This window comes from Streptomyces gobiensis, from assembly GCF_021216675.1.
Classification (GTDB): Bacteria; Actinomycetota; Actinomycetes; order Streptomycetales; family Streptomycetaceae; genus Streptomyces; species Streptomyces gobiensis.
The window spans coordinates 636,832-657,739 of the sequence record NZ_CP086120.1 but is presented as its reverse complement, the minus strand read 5'-3'; the positions used below and the strand labels follow the sequence as shown (position 1 = coordinate 657,739).

Sequence of the window (20,908 nt, the reverse complement as noted above, 5' to 3'; positions counted from 1 at the left end):
GGTGCTGTCCCCGCTGCCCGGAGTGGAATGTCAGCGGGGCGTGGGAGTATCGGGGACGTGGCAAAGACAGCATCGAATGAGACAGCATCCGCGAGCTCGCGACGTCTGCTCCTGATGGACGGGCACTCACTCGCGTACCGGGCGTTCTACGCACTGCCCGCGGAGAACTTCTCCACCGTGACGGGCCAGCCGACGAACGCGATCTACGGCTTCGCTTCGATGCTGGCGAACACGCTGCGCGACGAGGCGCCTACGCATTTCGCTGTCGCCTTTGATGTGTCGCGCAAGACCTGGCGTTCGGAGGAGTTCGCGGAGTACAAGGCGAATCGTTCCAAGGCTCCCGATGAGTTCAAGGGCCAGGTGGAGCTGATCGGGGAGCTGCTGGACGCGATGCGGGTCAAGCGTTTCGCGGTGGAGGGCTTCGAGGCCGATGATGTGATCGCCACGCTCGCCACTCAGGCGGAGGCCGAGGGCTTTGAGGTGTCGATCGTCACCGGTGACCGGGACTGTCTCCAGTTGGTCTCGGACAAGGTGACGGTGCTCTACCCGACCAAGGGCGTCTCCGAGCTGACCCGCTTCACTCCGGAGAAGGTCCGGGAGAAGTACGGTCTGTCGCCGAGCCAGTATCCGGACTTCGCCGCGCTGCGGGGTGATCCTTCCGACAATCTGCAGGGCATCCCGGGGGTGGGGGAGAAGACCGCCACAAAGTGGATCAACCAGTTCGGGTCGTTCGCGGGGCTGGTGGAGCATGTCGAGGAGGTCAAGGGGAAGGCCGGGCAGAATCTCCGCGATCATTTGGAGGCCGTGAAGCTCAACCGGCGGCTGACCGAGATGGTGCGGGATGTGGAGCTGGCGGACCGCCCCGAGGACCTGGTGCGTGTCCCGTATGACCGGGATGCGCTGAAGGTGGTGCTGGACGCCCTGGAGTTCCGGCATGTGAACTTCCGCGAGCGGCTGTTCGCCGCGGATCCGGGTGCTCAGGAGGAGGAGACGGCCCTGATCGACGGGGTCGAGGTCGACGGCGCGGTGCTGGGCACCGGTGAGCTGGCGCCCTGGCTGGCCGAGCACGCCCAGGCGCCGCTGGGTCTGGCCACGGTGGACGACTGGCGACTGGGCTCCGGCAGCGTCCGGGAGATCGCGCTGGCCACCGCCGGGGGGCCGGCGGCCTGGTTTGACCCCACACAGCTGGATGAGGCCGATGAGCAGGCCTTCGCCGCCTGGTGTGCGGACGCGGGCCAGCCCAAGGTTCTGCATAACGCCAAGGGGGTGCTGCGGGTCTTCGCCGAGCACGGCTGGAGCGTCCAGGGCATCATCATGGACACCGCCCTGGCCGCCTATCTGGTGCAGCCGGGCCGCCGCAGCTTCGCGCTGGAGGCGCTGAGCGTGGAGTTCCTGGGCCGTGAGCTGCCCCAGCCGGTCCAGGACAGCGGCCAGTTGGCGCTGGGCGCCGACGATGCGGCCGAGGCCGACGCCCTGATGGGGCAGGCCCGCACCATTCTGGATCTGGGTGAGGCCTTCACCGGGCGGCTGGAGGAGGTCGGCGCGAGCGAGCTGCTGCACGATATGGAGCTGCCGACGTCCGCGCTGCTGGCCCGTATGGAGCGGGCGGGTATCGCTGCGGACCGGCCCTGGCTGACCCGGCTGGAGCAGCAGTTCGCCGACGCCGTACAGCAGGCGGTGAGTGAGGCGCACGCCGCCGTCGGTCATGAGTTCAATCTGGGCTCGCCCAAGCAGCTCCAGGAGGTCCTCTTCGGTGAGCTGGGCCTGCCCAAGACGAAGAAGACCAAGACCGGCTATACGACCGATGCCGACGCGTTGGCGTGGCTGGCCGCGCAGACCGACCATGAGCTGCCGGTGCTGATGCTGCGGTACCGGGAGCAGTCCAAGCTGCGCACCACCGTCGAGGGGCTGATCAAGACCATCGCCGCTGACGGCCGTATCCACACCTCGTTCAGTCAGACGGTGGCGGCGACCGGGCGGCTGTCGTCGACCGAGCCGAACTTGCAGAACGTGCCGGTGCGGACGGACGAGGGCCGGGCGATCCGCCGGGGTTTTGTGGTCGGTGAGGGCTTTGAGTCGCTGATGACCGCTGACTACAGCCAGATTGAGCTGCGGGTGATGGCGCATCTGTCCGAGGACGAGGGCCTGATCGAGGCGTTCACCTCCGGTGAGGATCTGCACACCACGGTCGCCTCGCAGGTCTTCGGGGTCGCCAAGGACCAGGTCGACGCGGAGATGCGCCGCAAGATCAAGGCGATGTCGTATGGACTGGCCTATGGGCTCTCCGCGTTCGGGCTGTCCCAGCAGCTCAGCATCGCGCCCGATGAGGCGCGGAAGCTGATGGACACCTTCTTCGAGCGCTTCGGCGGGGTCCGTGACTATCTTCAGCGGGCCGTCGAGGAGGCACGGGCTGTCGGATACACCCAGACGATGCTGGGTCGCCGCCGCTATCTGCCCGATCTCAACAGCGACAACCGGCAGCGCCGTGAGATGGCCGAACGGATGGCACTCAACGCCCCGATCCAGGGCACCGCGGCCGATATCGTCAAGATCGCCATGCTGCGGGTGGATGAGGGGCTGACCAAGGAGCAGCTGACATCGCGGATGCTGCTGCAGGTGCACGATGAGATCGTGCTGGAGATCGCCCCGGGGGAGCGTGAGCGGGTCGAGGAGCTGGTCCGCCGGGAGATGGCCGGTGCGGTCGAGCTGCGTGCTCCGCTGGATGTCTCGGTCGGCGCGGGCACCGACTGGGAGTCGGCGGCCCACTGACACCGGCCATCGCCGGGAGAAGTGACCAGGGGCCTGAAGTTGTCGTAGTGTCACGTCGTTGCCGTCCGCAGGGGAGTGTGGGCGAGCGGCGCACCGACAGCGCAGCAGGGAGGGGACGGCCGTATGGCTGCTCGGATGGGTGGGATAGGCCGCAGGCTCCGCAGGGGGGTGTCGAGTTCCGCCGTGGCGGCGGCTGCGATGGTCGCCCTCGGCGCCTCGCAGGCGCCCGGAATCGACTTGGTGCTGCCCGGCTCCGACGCTTCGGACCCCGCCCCGGAAGCCGACCACCCAGCGGATGGCAACTCGCCGTACCACACCGAACTGCCCCCGCTGAACACCCCCGAGAAACCGGGTCATTCCGGCAAGCCCGGTGACGACCCGGTGGATACCGGCCCGCCCGAGGCAGGCATCCCCGCCACCGTGCTGGCCGCGTACAAGCGGGCGGAGAAGACCCTCGGTGCGGAGAAGCCCCGCTGCAACCTTCCCTGGGAGCTGCTCGCCGCCATCGGCAAGGTGGAGTCCAGCCACGCACGCGGCGGCGCCCTGGACGGTGAGGGCAACACCCTCAAGGCGATCCGCGGCCCGGTCCTGGACGGCAACGGCTTCGCTCTGATCCGGGATACGGACGGCGGCGACTTCGACCGCGACCCCCGCTACGACCGTGCGGTCGGCCCCATGCAGTTCATCCCGTCGACCTGGGCAAAATGGGGCGCGGACGGCAACGGCGACGGGGTCAGCGATCCCAACAACGTCTTCGACGCCGCACTCGCCGCCGGCCGTTATCTCTGCGCGGGTGGCCGCGACCTGTCGAACCGGGCGCAGCTGGAGCGGGCCATCCTCAGCTATAACCAGTCACGGGACTATATGCGTACGGTCCTGTCCTGGCTGGAGTTCTACCGCAAGGGCACCCACGAGGTCCCGGACGGCACCGGCGTCCTGCCGGACTCCCCGGGCGCGGGCAACGCCACCAAGTCCCCACGCCCCGCGAAGGACACCCCAAGCGAAGCCGCCCCACCCCCCTCCCCGAAGCCGACCCCGACCCCGACCCCCAAGCCCACCACCCCCAAGCCCGCCGCCCCGGCCAAGTCGAGCAGCCCCCCACCCTGGTCCACCAAGGTGCCACCGACCCCGACCAAGTCCCCAACTCCCACCCCCACCACCCCCGAACCAGACGACCCCACCCCCACCTCCCCCGAGTGCCCCGAGAGCCCATCCCCCTCCCCCTCCGAGTCGCAGACCGCCACCCCCTCCCCAACCCCAACCCCCTCCCCAACCCCAACCCCCACCCCGACTCCGACCCCCAGCGAGTCGGCCCCCGAGGACCCCAAAGACGAGGACCCCGAAGACCCTGAGGACTCCGAGGAGCCGGACGACCCCTGCGCCACCCCCGACGAGGACGACAAGCAGGACGAGACCCCGGACGATCCGGAGAACGAGGACCCCGACAAGACCCCCACCCCCGCCACAACCCGCCGCGACTAACACCCCACAGTGTTGTGGGCAGTCGTTCCTCCCCCAGCTAACGCTGGGAGGTGCCCCCAGGGCGGAACGGGTGGGCACAACACCCGGCCACCGTCCCGCACCGGCCAACCCCGGGGGCCGGGGCGGAGCCCCGGTTACGGGAAGGGGCGGGATTGGGGAAGCTCACCCCAGACGGAAGCACCGCGCAACGGCCCCGCCACCGGCCGTTCCGGACACTGAGCCGGGCCGGCACAGCCGGGGAAGACAGAGGCCCTCCCGAGGGCGCCCCCAGCGACAGCTGGGGACGGGACAGGGGGCAACCCCCCAGCCGCCGCTCCCCACCCCGCACCACCGGTTCTCATCTCCCGCCCTCATTGCTACGGTGCCCACCCCCTGACGCCCCATCAGCCCGGCGTCCACACCCCGGGAGGCCTGCTGCCCATGCGCGCCCTCATCGCCGCCGCCATCGGGCTGGCCGCAGCCCTGGCCCTCGTCTTCACGGTCACCGCCATCGGCGCACCCCCGGGTGAGACATCCCCCGAACCGCTGCTGACCACCGTCCCAGCCGCCCCCGAGCGCCCGTAGCGGGAGGGCCAGAGCCATGCGCCGTAAAGCCAGCCTGATCCTGCTCGCCCTCGCCGTCTTCCTGGCCGCCCTCGCCCCGCTGCTGCGCTGGTACGCCTTCCCCCGGCTGGTGAAGGTGCCGCCCAGCGAGTACCAGACGATGGTCCTGGAGGCGCGTAACGCCACTCTCCTTGACTACGCCTCCATGAAGCCCAAGAAGGTCGACAGGATCAGCATCGTGCAGACCCTCAAGGGCAATGTGGCCGAGGCGAAGAAGGTCAAGGCCGAGCACGGCCGTGATGTCGTCGTCTGGGACACCATGAGCTATGTCGCCGACGACAAGGGCAAGATGGTCTCGCAGATCCCCGAACGCTATATCTTCGACGCCCATTCGCAGCAGCCGGTCAACGCCGATGGTGAACATGTCGACGGCGACAAGGTCAAACGCGACGGCATCGCGTACAAGTGGCCGTTCCTCACCGAGAAACGGGACTACGCCTACTTCGATATGCAGACCCGTGCCTCCGCACCCATCCACTACAAGGGCACCCGGAATATCCGCGGTATGGAGGTCTACTACTTTGAGCAGACCATTCCCTGGACCAAGGTGCCGGTGCCGAAGAAACTTCCGCTGGGCGCTACCCCCGATACCGTCGAACAGGTCGGCCTGGAGCGCTGGTACACCACCAAGCGGATGTTCTGGATCGAGCCCCTGACCGGCGCCCCGCTCAACGGAGAGGAGATCCACACCGAGGAGATGCGGTGGACCAACGACCCGGACAAAGAGCCGCTGACCGCCTTCGACGGGCATGTGAAGATGCGCCCGGACTTCTTCGAAGCCAATATCGACCTCGTCAGGTCCAACCGCCAGCTCCTGCTGATCTTCCGCAGCTATGCCCCGCTGGCCCTGCTCACCCTTGGCAGCGGTCTCCTGGCCCTTGCCCTGCTGCTGGAGGCCCGCTCCCGCCGCCCCGCCAAACCCGCCAAACCCGCCTGATCAGCGCCGGGGCTTGGTCCGCCGGGTCGGCTCCGCGGGGGCCGGGTCCTCCGGCCAGGGGTGCTTGGGATACCGCCCGCGCAGTTCAGCCCGTACGGCGCGATAGCCGTCCCGCCAGAACGACGCGAGATCCGCCGTGACGGCAGCGGGCCGCCCGGCGGGGGAGAGCAGGTGCACCAGCATCGGCACCCGCCCAGCCGCGAGCCGCGGGGTCGCGGTCCAGCCGAAGAGCTCCTGCAGCTTGACGGCGAGCACCGGCTGTCCGCCCGCGTAGTCAATACGGACCCGGGAACCGGACGGCACCTCGATCCGCTCCGGCGCCAGTTCGTCCAGCCGCGCGGCCGCACCGCCCGCCCAGGGCAGCAGCCCGTTCAGCAGCGCTGTGGTGTCGACCTTGCCCAGAGCGTCACCGGCGAGAGCGTCACCGGTCAGCCACTCCTCGGCGCGCTCCAGCAGCGCCGCGTCCGACACATCCGGCCAGGGAGCCCCCAACTCCCGGTGCAGGAAGGCCATCCGCTGCCGCAGCGATACGGCCTGAGGCGGCCAGCGCAGCAGTCCCAGCCCTTCCCTGCGGAGCCCGTCGAGGAGCGCGGCCCGTACCCGCCCGGGGTCCGGCGCGCGCAGTGTGCGCTCCGTCAGCTCAATGGCGCCCAGCCGCTCAACACTCCGCGCGATGACCTCACGCCGCTCCGCGTCCCATCGGACCTCCTCGCGTTCCGCGTAGAGCGCCGACGCCGCGAGCCGAGCCGTTTCCTCGTCGATCTCCGCCGCGAGCCGCACCCTGGCCGACGCGGCCCCCGCGGGCCGGTCCGCCACGGCCACCGCCACCCAGGAGGCGCCGCCCCCGTACTCGGCCCGGGTTCCGGACGCCATGAGGTAAGCGTCCTTGCCCCGCATCCGCGCCACCCGCTCCGGATACGCCAACGCGACAACCAGCCCGGCACCGTCCCCGTCCCCAGCGCCACCAGGACCAGCGCCGCCAGGACCAGTACCGCCAGGAAGGGGCGGGCGGGAGGGGAGATCCCCCAGCGCGGCCCGCAGCCGCCCGGCTTCGGCACGCCACCGCCCCGCGTAGGCGTCGTGCCGGCCACTTCGCCGCACCGCACCCAAGGCGGCCGCGACATCATCACCGTATTCGCGAGGCGCGGCCTCGCTCAGCAACGCGACCACCTCCGCCGCCGCCCGCACCCCCACCGCCTGCGCACCGTCCAGCAGCGCCCGCGCCAGCCGGGGATGCAGCCCGAGCCGCGCCATCCGCTCGCCCCGGTCCGTCGGCCGCCCACCGGCGTCAACGGCCCCGATGGCCGTCAGTACCTCCCGCGCCGCCGCCATCGCCCCGCCCGGCGGCCGATCGAGCAACGCCAGCCCGCTCGCCTCCGCATCGCCCCAGCACGCCGCCTGCAGGGCAAACGTGGTCAGATCCGCCACTGCGATCTCCGGCGACGGAAAGCGCGGCCGCCGCGCGTCCTCCCCTTCAGCCCAGCACCGGTACACCGCCCCCGGCGCCTCCCGCCCCGCCCGGCCGGCGCGCTGCCGGGCCGCCGCCCGGGAGGCCCGTACGGTCGTCAGCGCGCTCAGCCCCCGGGCGTGATCCATCCGCGGCTCCCGCGCCAGCCCCGCGTCCACCACGACCCGTACGCCCGGCACCGTCAGGCTTGACTCCGCCACCGCCGTGGCCAGCACGACCCGCCGCTGCTGACCGCCACCGGCCAGCACTGCGTCCTGCACGGCGGCTGGAGCCCGCCCATGCACCTGAAGCACCTCGGCGTCCACCGCCCCCAGCCGCCCGGCCACCTTGGCGATCTCCCCGACCCCGGGCAGAAAACACAGCACATCCCCCTCCCGCTCACCCAGCGCCCGCCTCACCACGGCCGCGACATGGCCCAGCAGCGCCGGATCCACGTGCATCCCATGCGGCGGCTTGACGGGCCATAGGGGAGGCGCCCACACCACCTCCACCGGGTGGCTGACCCCTTGCGCCGCGACGACCGGCGCGTCCAGCAGCCGGGCCCAGCCCGCCGCGTCCGTGGTCGCCGACGCCGCGACCAGGCGCAGCTCCGGCCGGAGGGCGGCCCGTATATCGAGCAGGAAGGCAGCGGCCGTATCGGCGTCCAGATGCCGCTCATGGCATTCATCGAGGATGACCACATCGACGCCGGGCAGCTCCTGGTCCCGTTGCAGCCGCTGCAACAGCACACCGGTCGTCACCACCTCCACCACGGTGTCGCGGCCGGCCCGCCGCTCCCCGCGCACGGTGAAGCCGACCTTCCCGCCCACCTGCTCACGCAGCAGCCACGCCATCCGCCGGGCCGCGGCCCGCGCCGCGATCCGCCGCGGCTCGGCGACCAGCACCCGCTGCGGCGGCCCGTCCCCCACCAGCCCGGCGAGCACCAGCGGCACCAGCGTGGTCTTCCCCGTCCCGGGCGGCGCGCACAGCACGGCGGCCCCACGCGCCGCGAGCGCGTCACGCAGTGCGGGCAGGGCGGTACGTACGGGGAGCTGATCCAGCGCGTCGGTACGGAGCACGCGCCCCAGTCTCGCTAGTCCCGCGCACAGACGAAAATCGCTGTGCCCGGGATCAGCTGTCCCCGCAGCGGTGACCAGCCGCCCCACTCCTGCTGGTTCCAGGCGGGCCACTCCGGCTCCACCAGGTCGAGCAGCCGGAAGCCGCCGGCGACCACATCACGTACCCGGTCGCCCAGCGTCCGGTGGTGCTCCACATAGACAGCCCGGCCCGTCGCGTCCTGCTCGATATACGGCGTCCGGTCGAAGTAGGAGGCCGACACGGTGAGCCCCTCCGGCCCCGGCTCGTCCGGCAGTGCCCACCGGATCGGATGGGTGACCGAGAAGACCCAGCGGCCTCCCGGCCGCAGGACCCGCCGCACCTCACGGAAGACCCGCACCGGGTCGGCGATGAAGGGCACCGCGCCGTACGCGGAGCACGCCAGGTCGAACACGCCGTCGCGGAAGGGCAGGGCCCCCGCGTCCGCCTGAACCAGCCCGATGCCCTCGGCCCCGATCCGCAGCGCGTGCTGCAGCTGCCGGTGGGAGAGGTCGAGCGCCACCGGCCGGGCGCCCTGTGCCGCCAGCCAGCGCGAGCACTGGGCCGCTCCCGCCCCGATCTCCAGCACCTGCCGCCCGGCGAGATCCCCGGGATCTCCGAGCAGCCGGGCCTGCTCCTCATCCAGCCCCTCCGGGCCCCAGATGAACCGGTCGTCGCCGAGGAAGCCCCCGTGCTCGCGCTGATACTCGTCCGCGTTCCGGTCCCACCAGCCCCGGCTCGCCCGGCTGCTCTCCGCCTCTCCGGCGTTACGCCGGGTGGCCTGCGGCTCGTACTCCTGGATCATTTGGCCCGTCTGCAGGGATCGCGTAATCTTCGCTGAAATCTTGTAGCTGCTGTGTGCAGCGGGGCGAGTCGGTGGGATGTGCCGGGTATGTGACATTACGTCCCACGTGTGCTCAATCGCGCATTGACCGTGCCCGGCTGCGCCCGTATGCTACAAGTTGCGTTGCGGGTCTGCGCACCTCAGACGGAGCAGGTCGCGCTGGCACGGTTGTATGTCCCCTCGGTTGTCGAGGCGCTTTTCGTTGAACCGAAAAGTTCCGCCTCCAAGGCTGTCCGGCTTCGGCGGTGCTATACGGGCTCACGGCGTAGCAGTACCTACGACTTCATGTCCGTACCGGAGCCCTTTCACACATGACGAGCAGCACCGAGACCACCGTGACCACCCCGCAGGTTGCGGTAAACGACATCGGTTCCGAGGAAGAATTCCTCGCCGCGATCGACGAGACGATCAAGTACTTCAACGACGGCGACATCGTCGACGGCGTCATCGTGAAGGTCGACCGGGACGAGGTCCTGCTCGACATCGGTTACAAGACCGAGGGTGTCATCCCTTCCCGTGAGCTTTCGATCAAGCACGACGTCGACCCCAATGAGGTCGTCGCTGTCGGTGACGAGATCGAGGCCCTTGTGCTCCAGAAGGAGGACAAGGAAGGCCGCCTGATCCTCTCGAAGAAGCGCGCCCAGTACGAGCGCGCCTGGGGCACGATCGAGAAGATCAAGGAAGAGGACGGCATCGTCACCGGTACCGTCATCGAGGTCGTCAAGGGTGGCCTCATCCTCGACATCGGCCTCCGTGGCTTCCTCCCGGCCTCTCTGGTCGAGATGCGCCGCGTCCGCGACCTTCAGCCCTACGTGGGCAAGGAGCTCGAGGCCAAGATCATCGAGCTGGACAAGAACCGCAACAACGTGGTCCTGTCCCGCCGTGCCTGGCTGGAGCAGACCCAGAGCGAGGTCCGCCAGACCTTCCTCACCACCCTTCAGAAGGGCCAGGTGCGCTCCGGCGTCGTCTCCTCCATCGTCAACTTCGGTGCCTTCGTGGACCTGGGTGGCGTCGACGGTCTGGTGCACGTCTCCGAGCTGTCCTGGAAGCACATCGACCACCCGTCCGAGGTCGTCGAGGTCGGCCAGGAGGTCACGGTCGAGGTCCTGGACGTCGACATGGACCGCGAGCGCGTCTCCCTGTCGCTCAAGGCGACCCAGGAAGACCCGTGGCAGCAGTTCGCCCGGACCCACCAGATCGGTCAGGTCGTCCCGGGCAAGGTCACCAAGCTGGTGCCGTTCGGTGCGTTCGTCCGCGTGGACGAGGGCATCGAGGGTCTGGTCCACATCTCCGAGCTGGCCGAGCGCCACGTGGAGATCCCGGAGCAGGTCGTCCAGGTCAACGACGAGATCTTCGTCAAGGTCATCGACATCGACCTCGAGCGCCGCCGCATCAGCCTCTCGCTGAAGCAGGCCAACGAGTCCTTCGGTGCCGACCCGATGGCCGTCGAGTTCGACCCGACCCTGTACGGCATGGCCGCGTCCTACGACGACCAGGGCAACTACATCTACCCCGAGGGCTTCGACCCCGAGGCCAACGACTGGCTCGAGGGCTACGAGAAGCAGCGCGAGGAGTGGGAGCGCCAGTACGCCGAGGCGCAGACCCGCTTCGAGCAGCACCAGGCGCAGGTCGTCAAGTCCCGCGAGGCGGACGCCCAGGCCGAGGCGGAGGGTGCCACCGCTGGCACCCCGGCCCCGCAGGGCGCCAGCCAGGGCGGCGGCGGTGGCGGCGGCGGTTCGTACTCCTCGGAGTCGACCGACGACGCCGGTGCGCTGGCCTCCGACGAGGCCCTTGCCGCGCTCCGTGAGAAGCTGGCCGGCGGCCAGAGCTGATAGCTAGCCGCTAGCCGACAGCCCCAACACAAGGCCCGCCCCCACCGGGGGGCGGGCCTTGTGCGTACCCCTGCCGGGGGCCGCCGCGTGGCGGGAGTACGCCCGGCCCGCGGGGTGCCGTGGTGGGTTTCCCCAATTCCCGCCCCTTCCCGGCTGTGCCGATATGCGGCTCCGCCGCGTGGCGGGGGTTTTGCCCGGTTGCGGGGGTGCCGTGGGTGGGTTTCCCCAGACCCCGCCCCTTCCCGGAAACCGGGGCTTCGCCCCGGGGCCCCGGGGTTCGCCGGGTGCGGTCCGGTGGCCGGGTGTTGTGCCCACCCTCCCCCATAGCCTTAAGGGCATGGGGGACCCCCATCGCCCCTCTGGGGGTCCCCCCCAGACGAAGTCTGGGGGGACCCGAGTGCCCACAACACTGTGGGGGTCTGGGGGCGCTAGGCCGTTTCTTTTGGATCATCTCGCTGACCAGATGAAGATGGCGGCGAGGTGGAGTCCGGCGAGGTAGATGGTGGCGGTCTTGTCGTAGCGGGTGGCCAGGCCGCGCCATTGCTTGAGTCTGTTGATGCAGCGCTCGACCGTGTTGCGCCGCTTGTAGGCGTCGCGGTCGAAGGCTGGTGGTCTGCCGCCGCGGCTGCCGCGGCGTTTGCGGTTGGCGGCCTGGTCGGCGGGCTGCGGGATCACGGCCCGGATCCCGCGCCGACGGAGATGGGTCCGGATCGCGCGGGATGAGTAGGCCTTGTCGGCCAGGATCACGTCCGGCGTGATCCTGGGCCGGCCGATTGGCCGGGGCACCCGTAAGCGGGCCATGACCTCGGGGAATGCGGGTGCGTCACCTGCCTGGCCAGGCGTGATGACGAAGGCCAGGGGCCGGCAGTGGCTGTCCGCGGCGAGGTGGATCTTGGTGGTCAGTCCGCCGCGGGAGCGTCCGAGGGCATGGTCGTCCGGCTCGCCGGCCGGGGCCCCTTTTGACGGGCCCCGGCGGCGTGCTGGTGGGCTCGGACGATGGTGGAGTCGACCGCGACGACCCAGTCGAGGTCGCCTTCGGCGTCGGCCTGGGCGAGCAGGGCGGTGAAGACCTTCTCCCAGGTGCCGTCGGCGGCCCACTTCCGCAGGCGGTTGTGGGCGCCCTTCCACGACCCGAAGTGCTCGGGCAGGTCCATCCACGGTGTCCCGGTGCGGTACTTGAACGCGATCGCGTCGATCACCTGGCGGTGATCACGCCACCGTCCGCCCCGCTTCGGAGTCCGGTCCGGCAACAACGGCTCGATCCGTGCCCACTGGGCATCAGTCAACGACACACATCAACCAACGATCAGATGATCCGAAGGAAACGGCCTAGCCCCCAGTTTCGGGAAGGGGTGGGATAGGGGAGAACCCCCCACGCTGCGGAGCCGCGACAGCGACACCGCCGGGAAACCGGGAATGCCCCCTGCCCAACGGACGTTGGGCATGATGGGAACGACCAGGAGGGGCGACACCAGTGCTGGAAGCGCGCGAGTTGTACGAATGGGAGCCCAGCGGGCTCCGGGCGGTCGACGAGATCATCGACCACGGCGTCGGCGCCGGGCTGGTGATGCTTTACCACTTCGAGGGCTTCATCGACGCCGGCGACACCGGCGAGCAGATCGTCCACCGGCTGCTGGACGGCCAGCCCCATCTGACCGTCGCCCGCTTCGACATCGACCGCCTCATCGACTACCGGGCGCGACGGCCCGTGATGACCTTCCGGCGGGACCGGTGGGTCGCGTATGAGACACCCCGGCTGGAGCTGCGCCTCGTCCACGATGCGACGGGCGCGCCGTTCCTGCTGCTCTCCGGCCCGGAGCCCGATGTGCAGTGGGAGCTGTTCACCTCCGCCGTGCGGGAAATGGTCGAGCGGCTCGGGGTGCGGCTCGCGGTCACCTTCCACGGCATCCCCATGGGCGTCCCGCACACCCGCCCCGTCGGCCTCACCCCGCATGGCAACCGTGCCGAGCTGGTGCCCGGCCATCAGGGCCTGTTCGATGAGGCCCAGGTGCCCGGCAGCGCCGCCGCGCTGCTGGAGCTGCGGCTCACCGAGTCCGGACACGATGTGCTGGGCGTCGCCGCCCACGTGCCGCACTACATCGCCCGCTCCACCTACCCTGACGCCGCCCTGGTCGCCGTCGAGGCGATTACGTCAGCGACCGGCCTGGTTCTCCCGGGCGTCGCCCACACACTGCGCACCGAGGCACACAGGACGCAGAATGAGATTGAGCGCCAGCTCGCCGAGGGCGATGAGGAGCTGGTCTCGGTCGTCCGCGGCCTTGAGCAGCAGTACGACGCCATCGCCGGGGCAGCCGCCCGCGGCAATCTCGTCGCCGAGCCCGCGGAGCTGCCCTCCGCCGATGAACTCGGCGATGTCTTCGAGCGGTTCCTCGCCGACCGCGAACGCGAGGGCGGCGGCGATGCCGAGCGGTGAGGCGCACATCGTAGGGTGAGCCCATGGTGAAAGTGGGACTGACCGGGGGCATCGGCTCGGGCAAGAGTGAGGTGTCGCGGTTGCTGGCGTCGTACGGCGCCGTGATCATCGACGCGGACCGCATCGCCCGGGAGGTCGTGGAGCCGGGTACCTCAGGGCATGCCGCGGTGGTGGCCGAGTTCGGTACGGACATCCTGCAGGATGACGGCTGGATCGACCGCCCACAGCTGGGCCGTATCGTCTTCAGCGACCCGGAGAAGCTCCGCGTGCTCAACGCCATCGTCCACCCACGGGTCGGCGCCCGCTCCGCGGAGCTGGAGAGCGCGGCGGGGGATGACGCCGTGGTGGTCCACGATGTCCCTCTCCTCGCGGAGAACGACCTGGCGGCGCTCTACGACGTGGTCGTGGTCGTCGACGCCGCCCCGGAGACCCAGTTGGACCGGCTGGTGCGGCTGCGCGGTATGACGCCGGAGGAGGCCCGCTCCCGGATGGCCGCCCAGGCAAGCCGCGAGCAGCGGCTGGCCATCGCTGACTTGGTCATCGACAACAACGGCCCGCTTGACGCGCTCGAACCTCAGGTCCGCAAGGTCTGGGAACAGCTTTGCGAGCGCGCCTGAAGGCAGGGCCCGGGGGGAATGCATCGTCAGACACGGCTGTTGTCCCACTCAGAGGAGGCGACCCATGTCCCGCACGCCCGAAACGCACGTCATCGACTTCCGCGCCGCTGAGCAGCTGCTCGCGGCCAAGGATCCGCGCGGTGCCGTCAAGCTGCTGGACTCGGTCATCACCGCCCACCCCGAGAACACCGCGGCCCGGCTGCTGCGCGCCCGGGCGTTCTTCCACGGTGCCCAGCTCCGCGCCGCCGAGCTGGAGTTCCAGCTGGTCCTGGAGCGGGAGCCGGACAACGCCTTCGCGCACTTCGCCCTCGCCCGCACTCTGGAGCGGGCGGGCCGCCCCGCTGAGGCCAAGCGCCACTTCCGGCTGGCTGCGGCCCTCGACCCCTGCCCGGAGTACCGGGACGCGGCGGCCTTCAACGACTGACCAGTACCCTCACTGACCAGTACCCTCAGAGTTCTTGCTGAGCCCGTTCGATCGCCTTCTCCGGATCATCGAAGTACTCCTTGGTCTCCCGGACCACCAGCGGCGCCAGAATGATCAGTCCGACGAGGTTCGGCAGGGCCATCAGACCGTTGGCGACATCGGAGAACACCCATACCGTCTCCAGATCCGCCACCGAACCGACGAACACCATCGCTACAAACGCGATCCGGTAGGGCATCACCGCTCGGATGCCCCACAGACTCTCCATGCACCGGTCGCCGTAGTAGCTCCAGCCGATGATGGTGGAGACGGCGAAGAAGATGATGGCGACGACGATGAGATGGGTCGCCCAGACGCCCAGGCCCTGACTGAAGGCGGCCAGCGTCATCGGGGCGCCCGGCTGGATGTCCTCGGCCCGCCAGACCCCGGTGACAACGATGGCCAGACCGGTGAAGCTGACCACGACCAGGGTGTCGATAAAGGTCTGAGTCATGGAGACCAGGCCCTGGCGGGTGGGATGGGTGGTTTTGGCGGCGGCCGCCGCGATGGCGCCGGTGCCCAGGCCCGACTCATTGGAGAAGATGCCGCGCGCCACGCCGTAGCGGATGGCCGTCATCACCCCGACGCCCGCGAAGCCCCCCACCGCTGAGGTGCCGGTAAAGGCGTCCGAGAAGATCAGGGCGAAGGCCGCCGGGAGTTCGGAGATATTCGCGGCGATCAGCACGGTGGCGCTGAGAATGTAGAACACCGCCATAAAGGGCACAAAGGCGGCGGTAACGCGTCCGATCGCCTTGATGCCGCCGAGGACGACCGCCCCCACGGCGACGGTCAGCACCACACCCGTCAGCCAGGTCGGTACGCCCCATTCGGAGTTGGCCGAACCGGCCACCGTATTGGACTGGGTGCCGTTGCCGATACCGAAGGCGGCGATCGCGGCGGCGACGGCGAAGAAGATACCGAGGAACACCCCCACATGTCCCGGAATGTGGCGCAGATACCGCATGGGTCCGCCGCTCATCCGCCCACCGGCGTCCTTGATGCGGAAACGGACCCCCAGGAAGGCTTCGGAGTATTTGGTAGCCATACCAACCAGACCCGTGAGCCACATCCAGAACAGCGCACCGGGGCCGCCCCAGAAGAAGGCGGTGGCGACACCGGCGATATTGCCGATGCCGATGGTGGCGGCGAGGGCGGTGGTCAGCGCCTGAAAGTGTGTGATGTCGCCCTGGACGTCCTCACTGGGTTCATGACGCTTGATCAGCGCCAGATAGAAGGCTGGCCCGAATTTCCGGAACTGGAGCCCGCGCAGCATCACGGTCAGGTAGAGCCCTGTCAGCAGCAGGAGCGGGACGAGGATAAAGGGGCCCCAGATATAACCTGAGGCTTCTTCGAGAATTTCGTTGAGCCAGTCCATGTGCTTACCTTCCGACGTCGTGTTACGACGGACAGAATGGGCCCCGGGAAAGTTAGCGCTTGCGTGGCTGATGGCAGATCACATGATGGTGAGAGTCGTGGTCTCCATCAGGCTGTTGGCGGTCGCTTATGATCACGCGGGGGCGCGCGCCGCCCTATCATCCGCCCTTGAGCCTCGTTGGACGTGCCTCTTGATATCGCGTAGCCGTACCCGTGCTGCCGCTGCCGCCGTACTCGCTGCCCTGCTCCTCACCAGCTGTGCCGTGGAGGAGGTGGCCGGATCCGACGATGACGCGGCTGCCCCGGCCGGCTCCGGTCAGGCCATGGCGGCCCTCGATGAACTCACCGTCAAGGGCCGTGCTCCCAAGACCGGTTACGACCGGAAGAAGTTCGGTTCCCCCTGGGCCGACACCGACGGCAACAGCTGCAACACCCGTGACGACATCCTCCAGCGCGACCTCGACGATGTGAAGCTCCGCGACGACGACTGCACGGCCGACTCCGGCACCCTCACCGACGACCCCTACACCGGCACCTCGATCCCCTACGAGAAGGGCCGCAGCAAGATCGACATCGAACATATCGTCGCCCTCGGCGACGCCTGGCAGAAGGGCGCCCACAGGTGGGACCCCGCCAAGCGCATAGCCCTGGCCAACGACCCCCTCAACCTCCTCGCCGTCGAGGCCTCCGCCAACCGCCAGAAGGGCGACGCCGACGCGGCCACCTGGCTCCCCTCCAACACATCCTTCCGCTGCGAGTACATCGCCCTGCAGATCGCGGTGAAGCAGAAGTACGAACTGTGGGTCACCGCCGCCGAGAAGAGGGCCATGTCCCGCGTCCTGACCACCTGCCCGGCCCAGCAGCTCCCCACCGGCGACGCCGCCCCCACCGAAGCCCCACCCCGCTTCAGCGCCCCGAAGTAGCGGTGGCAGCCACAAGCCGTGGCGTGGGACTACGGCGTGAGCGCCCCCGGCACTTCGTCCTCCGCACATTCACGGACCTCGGCCGTATTACGCGTACGGACCCCCGGCAGCCAGCCGCGCACACCATCCCCGGTGGTCACCCGGTACCACCGGGTGGAGGTCATCCCGCTCTCGTCCCTGACCAGAGTGCCATCGGTGACCACGCACTCCGCGCTCAGCCGGTCCCGGTGCCAGACCTTGCCCGCCGCATTGCCGCTGCCCGCATAAACGGCGTACGGGTCACGGGCCAGCCGCAGCGCACACTCCTGGGTACGCAACGGGCGGCACGGGACCTCCGCATTGTGAACGGTCAATACGACCGCCCTCGGCCCGGAAGCCGGGTCCGGCGCCGAACCAGGGCCCACCAGCCACCAGGCACCGGCGCTCACGGCACCCACCGCCACCATGACGAGCAGCCCCACCCCCGCCACGACAAGCCGCGGCCGGAACCAGGAACGGCGCGCTGTGACCGGACCCGCCACGGCATCCGGCGCGGTACGGACCCGATCCCACAACCCAGGCGGCACCTCAATGCACTCGTCCGCCTCCCGCAGACGCTCCCGCAGCAGCGCCGCCGCCTCATCACGCGAGATCTCACGTTTCATGCCGACCGACCCTGCCCTTCCGGCACATTGAGAACGCGCCGGAGCTTGTCCAGCGCCCGGGTCCGCTGACGGGCGGCCGTCCCCCGGTGAACCCGCAGAATGCTCGCGGCCTGGTCGATGGTGTACCCGTCGAGGTCGACCAGAATGACCACTCCCGCCTGCCGGACCGACAACTGCCCCAGCAGCCGTATCGTCTCCAGTTCGGCGGTCCGCTGCTCCAGCCCGCCGTCCCAGCCGCCCTGCGCCACATCCACATCGGCCACCAGCACATGCTTGCGGTCCCGCCGCCAGGCATCCCGTACGACGCTCATCAGCGTCGCGAAAGCGTAGGCGTACGGCTCCGGGTGCGCGGGCAGCCGCCCCGGCCGGGCGGCGAGCTTCAGATAAGTGTCATGCACCAGGTCCTCCGCCGAGTGCGTCCCCCCGGACAGCAGGGTGGCTCTGCGGTAGAGCCGGGGCAGCAGCGAGCAGAAGACCGTATCGAAGGACTGATTCGAGTCGGCTTCAGCATCCCCATCGCAGACCCCGCCCGTTCGCAATGGCGTCTCCCCACGTTGCCAACGTCCCATCATCAACCCCCGGGTGGCTCAAGACCAGAGCAACTAACCCCACTTTCCACCACTTCACCCGTTCCAGCGAATCGGCCTGGAGGTGTCATACGAACCACGGTCGCCATTCGTGTGTGGGGTGGCCGGCCACGAAGAGACCAACAACACGACGGACAACACGACCGACACCAACCCCCCTCGGGGGAACGGGAGGAAGAACATGTCCAGGACGCGACCCCGCCTCATCGGCGCGCTCATGGTTCTCGCACTGAGCAGCCCACTGCTCGGCGCGACCACGGCAACGGCGGCCACGGCAACGGCGGCCACCGCCGCACCGGACGCCGAAGCGGCCCCCAGCACACAGGCCCTCCAGCGCGCGGCCGCCCAGTGCGGCCGCGGGGAGATCTGCTTCTGGCGGGACCGGGACTTCCGCGGCACCCCCTGGCGCTGGATGCCCTCGAACGGCTACCGCAACATGCCGAAGTACCTGCACGACAACGTGGGCTCCTTCTACGCCAACGCTCCCGGCTGCTTCATCGACTGGAAGCCCAAGGAGCGCCGCACGGTGAACTCCGGGGACTTCTCCAGGTCCTACAAGTGGGGCGGCAAGTTCGGCAGCCGCATCGACGCGGTGGACCGCAGGTGCTGACCGATTCCCGGGTGCCGGGCCACCTCCCCCGGCCCGTCACCTGAGAACGCGGTGCTCCCCGCCCACCTCCCCGGGCGGGGAGCACCGCGCCACCAACCTGTACGTGTCTAAGAAGCCTTGCCGGACCTACAGTTGAGCCGTGACAGATGAGACGCGGAACAGCATGGGCGGTCAGGCCAGGGCTGAGACGGTCATTCAGGCCGGGCGGATCGACGCGCTCCACCAGCATGTGCACGCAGCCGCGCCAGATCCTTCGTCCCGCGATGTCAATCCGCCGTCATATCAGTTGCCGGCCGAGAGAGCGCACTTCCACGACCGCGACGCCGAGCAGGCCAGGATCTTCCAGGCCGTCCAGGCGCTCACGAGCCAGCCAGGCCGGACCGTACGCCCCTTGATCATCTCGGTCACCGGAATGGGCGGCGTAGGAAAGAGCGCACTCGGGGTGCGCACAGGCCACAGGCTTGAGAACTGCCACACCGAAGGCGCCCTTTATATCGACCTGGACGACCTGCGACGCGACGGGTCGGTGGAGATCTCGGACGTCCTGGCGGAGCTGCTGCGCTCACTCCATGTGCGAGAACCCTGGCTGGAGCGGAGCTTCGCCGCCCGTACCAGGCAGTACCGTGAGCTCACCGCGGGCAGGCGGCTGGTCGTCATCCTCGACAACGTCCGCCACGTCGACGAGGTTGAGCAGTTGCTGCCCGTCTCCGCCGAGAGCGTCGTGGTCGCCATCAGCCACCACCAGCTGCACGATCTGTACAGCGCCCTGACCGTTCCCCTTGGCCCGTTCAGCGACGAGGACGCGGTCGTGCTGCTCCAGCGTATCGCCGACGATTCCCGGCTCACCACGGAGCCGGAGACCGCGATCCAGCTCGCCCGGCTCTGCGGCGGTCTGCCCGCCGCCCTCCATGTGGCGGGGGAGTGGATTCGCCGGCACCGCCGACGCCGCCCTGCGCGGCTGGTGGCCGAACTCGCCGCCGAGCTGGACGAGAAAGGGCTGCCCGTGGTGGAAGCGGTGTGGGACGCGGCGTACCAGGACCTCAGCCCATCCGCCGCCCGGCTGTACCGGCTGCTGGCTGAACACCCCGGCCCGGACTTCACCGAGCAGGCGGCAGCCGCCGTACTCGGTGAAGGGGCGGACGCCGCCGCCGACGCGCTCGACGAGCTGGAGACGGCCAGCTTGCTGGAAAGCGGTGAGCGCCTCCGTATGCACGCGCTGCTGAGGGCACACGCGCACCGCCGCGCCCGGCAGCATGGCGACGCGGCGGAGGCCGGACAGGCACGCCGCCGCATCGTGCGCTGGTACCGGCGGCAGGCCGAACGGGCCGATGTGCTCATGTCCAGGCAGCGGATGCGCTTGGCGAAGCCCGTGCCCGAGCTCCCGTACGCACCGGATGTGCCCTTGGGGAGCACAGCGGACGCGGCTCGCTGGCTGGACGCGGAGCGGCTGGTGCTGTACGGCTGCGTACGGCTCGCCTACGACGCCGAGGACGACACCGACGCCTGGTCGCTGTGCGAGCCGCTGTGGACTCACTTCATGGACCACCGCCGCTACGCCGACGCCATCGACGCCTTCCGCACCGGCCTGGCGGCGGCCCAGCGGGCGGAACACCTCCCCGCACAGGTGCGGATGCGTTGTCAACTGGCACGCCCGCTGTGGGAGGTCGGACGGTGGGAGGAGGCCCGGCGGGAGCTGGCACCCGCGGTGCGGGCGGTGGAGGCCGGAATGCTGGCGGGGGAACGCAAGCTGTGTGCCTCGACGCTGGAGTTCCGCGGCAAGCTGCGCTCCGCGGGCGGCGACTGGGCGGGCGCCGTCGAGGACTTCACGGCGTCCCGGCGGATCCATGAGGAGATCGGGAACGCCTACGGGGTGCTGCTGCAGACTCATCTGCTCGGCAAGGCCACCGCCCAGCTGGGCGAACTGGAGCGCGCCGCCGAGCTGCTGTCGCGGGCCCATCAGATGGCACGGGAACAGCGGCGCGAACGGATGACCGGCCGTACCGCCTTCGAGCTGAGCAAGGTGCTGCGCCGGATCGGCAACCGGACCGACCGGGGACGGGCCATCGAGCTGGCCGAGGAAGCCCTGGCCAGCGCCCAGCGGCGCGGCTCCGACTTCGAGGAGACCCGCGTACGCCTGGTGCTCGCCGAGCTGGCCGAGGAGGCGGGAGACGAGGAGACGGCCGGTGCACACCGTGCGGCGGTGCGGGCCATCGAGGAGCGCGTGGGCAAGCCGCGCCAGCCATAGCC

17 protein-coding genes are annotated in these 20,908 nt (G+C 69.7%); 11 read left to right on the top strand and 6 right to left on the bottom strand.

Translation table 11 applies throughout. The annotated features are described in order from the left end of the window. Window positions 1-114 precede the first annotated feature (114 nt). The 4 genes from polA (at window position 115) to pgfA (ending at window position 5,791) form a co-directional block, all read left to right on the top strand. Window positions 115-2,769, top strand: coding sequence for a DNA polymerase I (polA, locus tag test1122_RS03050; protein ID WP_232271733.1), 2,655 nt, complete (start codon window positions 115-117; stop codon window positions 2,767-2,769). Between the two features lie 135 nt (window positions 2,770-2,904). Further along, a complete protein-coding gene (locus test1122_RS03045) occupies window positions 2,905-4,251 on the top strand; it encodes a lytic transglycosylase domain-containing protein (RefSeq protein WP_232271732.1) in 1,347 nt (448 codons plus the stop codon). A gap of 420 nt (window positions 4,252-4,671) precedes the next feature. After that, window positions 4,672-4,815 carry an SPW_0924 family protein gene (locus test1122_RS03040; protein ID WP_232267599.1) on the top strand — a complete coding sequence of 48 codons (144 nt, stop codon included), beginning with the start codon at window positions 4,672-4,674 and terminating at the stop codon, window positions 4,813-4,815. 16 nt (window positions 4,816-4,831) lie between these two features. Then, window positions 4,832-5,791: a cell envelope lipid trafficking protein PgfA gene (gene pgfA / locus test1122_RS03035; protein ID WP_232267598.1), complete on the top strand. Its 960-nt coding sequence runs from the start codon at window positions 4,832-4,834 to the stop codon at window positions 5,789-5,791. Here pgfA and hrpB read toward each other — a convergent pair whose 3' ends face one another. Together hrpB and test1122_RS03025 are read right to left on the bottom strand one after the other, a co-directional pair. Then, window positions 5,792-8,317, bottom strand: a complete 2,526-nt coding sequence (gene hrpB / locus test1122_RS03030) for an ATP-dependent helicase HrpB (protein ID WP_232267597.1) — start codon at window positions 8,315-8,317, stop codon at window positions 5,792-5,794. It abuts the gene before it with no gap. A 14-nt stretch (window positions 8,318-8,331) separates the two neighbouring features. After that, window positions 8,332-9,138 carry a class I SAM-dependent methyltransferase gene (locus test1122_RS03025; protein ID WP_232267596.1) on the bottom strand — a complete coding sequence of 269 codons (807 nt, stop codon included), beginning with the start codon at window positions 9,136-9,138 and terminating at the stop codon, window positions 8,332-8,334. A gap of 350 nt (window positions 9,139-9,488) precedes the next feature. Between test1122_RS03025 and rpsA the strand changes: the two genes are divergently transcribed. Continuing rightward, window positions 9,489-11,009 carry a 30S ribosomal protein S1 gene (gene rpsA / locus test1122_RS03020; protein ID WP_232267595.1) on the top strand — a complete coding sequence of 507 codons (1,521 nt, stop codon included), beginning with the start codon at window positions 9,489-9,491 and terminating at the stop codon, window positions 11,007-11,009. 447 nt (window positions 11,010-11,456) lie between these two features. Here the strand turns inward: rpsA and test1122_RS03015 are convergent. Then, window positions 11,457-12,301 (bottom strand): IS5 family transposase gene (locus test1122_RS03015; protein WP_422396910.1). Its coding sequence is split into 2 segments (ribosomal slippage): window positions 11,457-11,971 and window positions 11,971-12,301, totalling 846 coding nucleotides; the frame shifts between segments, so codons are not numbered across the junction. A 182-nt stretch (window positions 12,302-12,483) separates the two neighbouring features. Between test1122_RS03015 and test1122_RS03010 the strand changes: the two genes are divergently transcribed. The 3 genes from test1122_RS03010 (at window position 12,484) to test1122_RS03000 (ending at window position 14,484) form a co-directional block, all read left to right on the top strand. Next, window positions 12,484-13,443, top strand: coding sequence for a PAC2 family protein (locus test1122_RS03010; RefSeq protein ID WP_232267594.1), 960 nt, complete (start codon window positions 12,484-12,486; stop codon window positions 13,441-13,443). Between the two features lie 23 nt (window positions 13,444-13,466). After that, window positions 13,467-14,060, top strand: coding sequence for a dephospho-CoA kinase (coaE, locus tag test1122_RS03005; protein ID WP_232267593.1), 594 nt, complete (start codon window positions 13,467-13,469; stop codon window positions 14,058-14,060). Window positions 14,061-14,124: 64 nt separating this feature from the next. Beyond that, a complete protein-coding gene (locus test1122_RS03000; protein ID WP_232267592.1) occupies window positions 14,125-14,484 on the top strand; it encodes a tetratricopeptide repeat protein in 360 nt (119 codons plus the stop codon). A 25-nt stretch (window positions 14,485-14,509) separates the two neighbouring features. Here the strand turns inward: test1122_RS03000 and test1122_RS02995 are convergent, their stop codons facing one another. After that, window positions 14,510-15,898: an alanine/glycine:cation symporter family protein gene (locus test1122_RS02995; protein ID WP_232267591.1), complete on the bottom strand. Its 1,389-nt coding sequence runs from the start codon at window positions 15,896-15,898 to the stop codon at window positions 14,510-14,512. 193 nt (window positions 15,899-16,091) lie between these two features. Between test1122_RS02995 and test1122_RS02990 the strand changes: the two genes are divergently transcribed. Beyond that, the gene (locus test1122_RS02990) at window positions 16,092-16,820 is read left to right on the top strand and encodes an HNH endonuclease family protein (protein ID WP_422397058.1); all 729 of its coding nucleotides are present in this window, start codon (window positions 16,092-16,094) and stop codon (window positions 16,818-16,820) included. A gap of 29 nt (window positions 16,821-16,849) precedes the next feature. On the opposite strand, the gene test1122_RS02985 is transcribed toward test1122_RS02990, so the two are convergent. Together test1122_RS02985 and test1122_RS02980 are read right to left on the bottom strand one after the other, a co-directional pair. Beyond that, entirely contained in the window at window positions 16,850-17,464 is a 615-nt protein-coding gene (locus tag test1122_RS02985; protein ID WP_232267590.1) for a hypothetical protein, read from the bottom strand. Beyond that, a complete protein-coding gene (locus test1122_RS02980; protein WP_232267589.1) occupies window positions 17,461-18,003 on the bottom strand; it encodes an RNA polymerase sigma factor in 543 nt (180 codons plus the stop codon). The genes test1122_RS02985 and test1122_RS02980 overlap by 4 nt, the downstream gene beginning before the upstream one ends. Window positions 18,004-18,232: 229 nt before the next feature. Here test1122_RS02980 and test1122_RS02975 point away from each other — a divergent pair, with 229 nt between their 5' ends. Together test1122_RS02975 and test1122_RS02970 are read left to right on the top strand one after the other, a co-directional pair. After that, the gene (locus test1122_RS02975) at window positions 18,233-18,661 is read left to right on the top strand and encodes a peptidase inhibitor family I36 protein (protein WP_232267588.1); all 429 of its coding nucleotides are present in this window, start codon (window positions 18,233-18,235) and stop codon (window positions 18,659-18,661) included. 139 nt (window positions 18,662-18,800) lie between these two features. Beyond that, on the top strand, window positions 18,801-20,906 hold the full coding sequence (locus test1122_RS02970) for an NB-ARC domain-containing protein (RefSeq protein ID WP_232267587.1): 2,106 nt from the start codon (window positions 18,801-18,803) through the stop codon (window positions 20,904-20,906). The last annotated feature ends 2 nt before the right edge of the window (window positions 20,907-20,908 follow it).

Coding starts and splice junctions, on each gene's coding strand:
- polA (WP_232271733.1), top strand. CDS start 115: ATGGACGGGCACTCACTCGCGTACCGGGCGTTCTACGCACTGCCCGCG.
- test1122_RS03000 (WP_232267592.1), top strand. CDS start 14,125: ATGTCCCGCACGCCCGAAACGCACGTCATCGACTTCCGCGCCGCTGAG.
- test1122_RS03025 (WP_232267596.1), bottom strand. CDS start 9,138: ATGATCCAGGAGTACGAGCCGCAGGCCACCCGGCGTAACGCCGGAGAG.
- pgfA (WP_232267598.1), top strand. CDS start 4,832: ATGCGCCGTAAAGCCAGCCTGATCCTGCTCGCCCTCGCCGTCTTCCTG.
- rpsA (WP_232267595.1), top strand. CDS start 9,489: ATGACGAGCAGCACCGAGACCACCGTGACCACCCCGCAGGTTGCGGTA.
- test1122_RS02995 (WP_232267591.1), bottom strand. CDS start 15,898: ATGGACTGGCTCAACGAAATTCTCGAAGAAGCCTCAGGTTATATCTGG.
- test1122_RS03040 (WP_232267599.1), top strand. CDS start 4,672: ATGCGCGCCCTCATCGCCGCCGCCATCGGGCTGGCCGCAGCCCTGGCC.
- coaE (WP_232267593.1), top strand. CDS start 13,467: ATGGTGAAAGTGGGACTGACCGGGGGCATCGGCTCGGGCAAGAGTGAG.
- test1122_RS02985 (WP_232267590.1), bottom strand. CDS start 17,464: ATGAAACGTGAGATCTCGCGTGATGAGGCGGCGGCGCTGCTGCGGGAG.
- test1122_RS03045 (WP_232271732.1), top strand. CDS start 2,905: ATGGGTGGGATAGGCCGCAGGCTCCGCAGGGGGGTGTCGAGTTCCGCC.
- test1122_RS02975 (WP_232267588.1), top strand. CDS start 18,233: ATGTCCAGGACGCGACCCCGCCTCATCGGCGCGCTCATGGTTCTCGCA.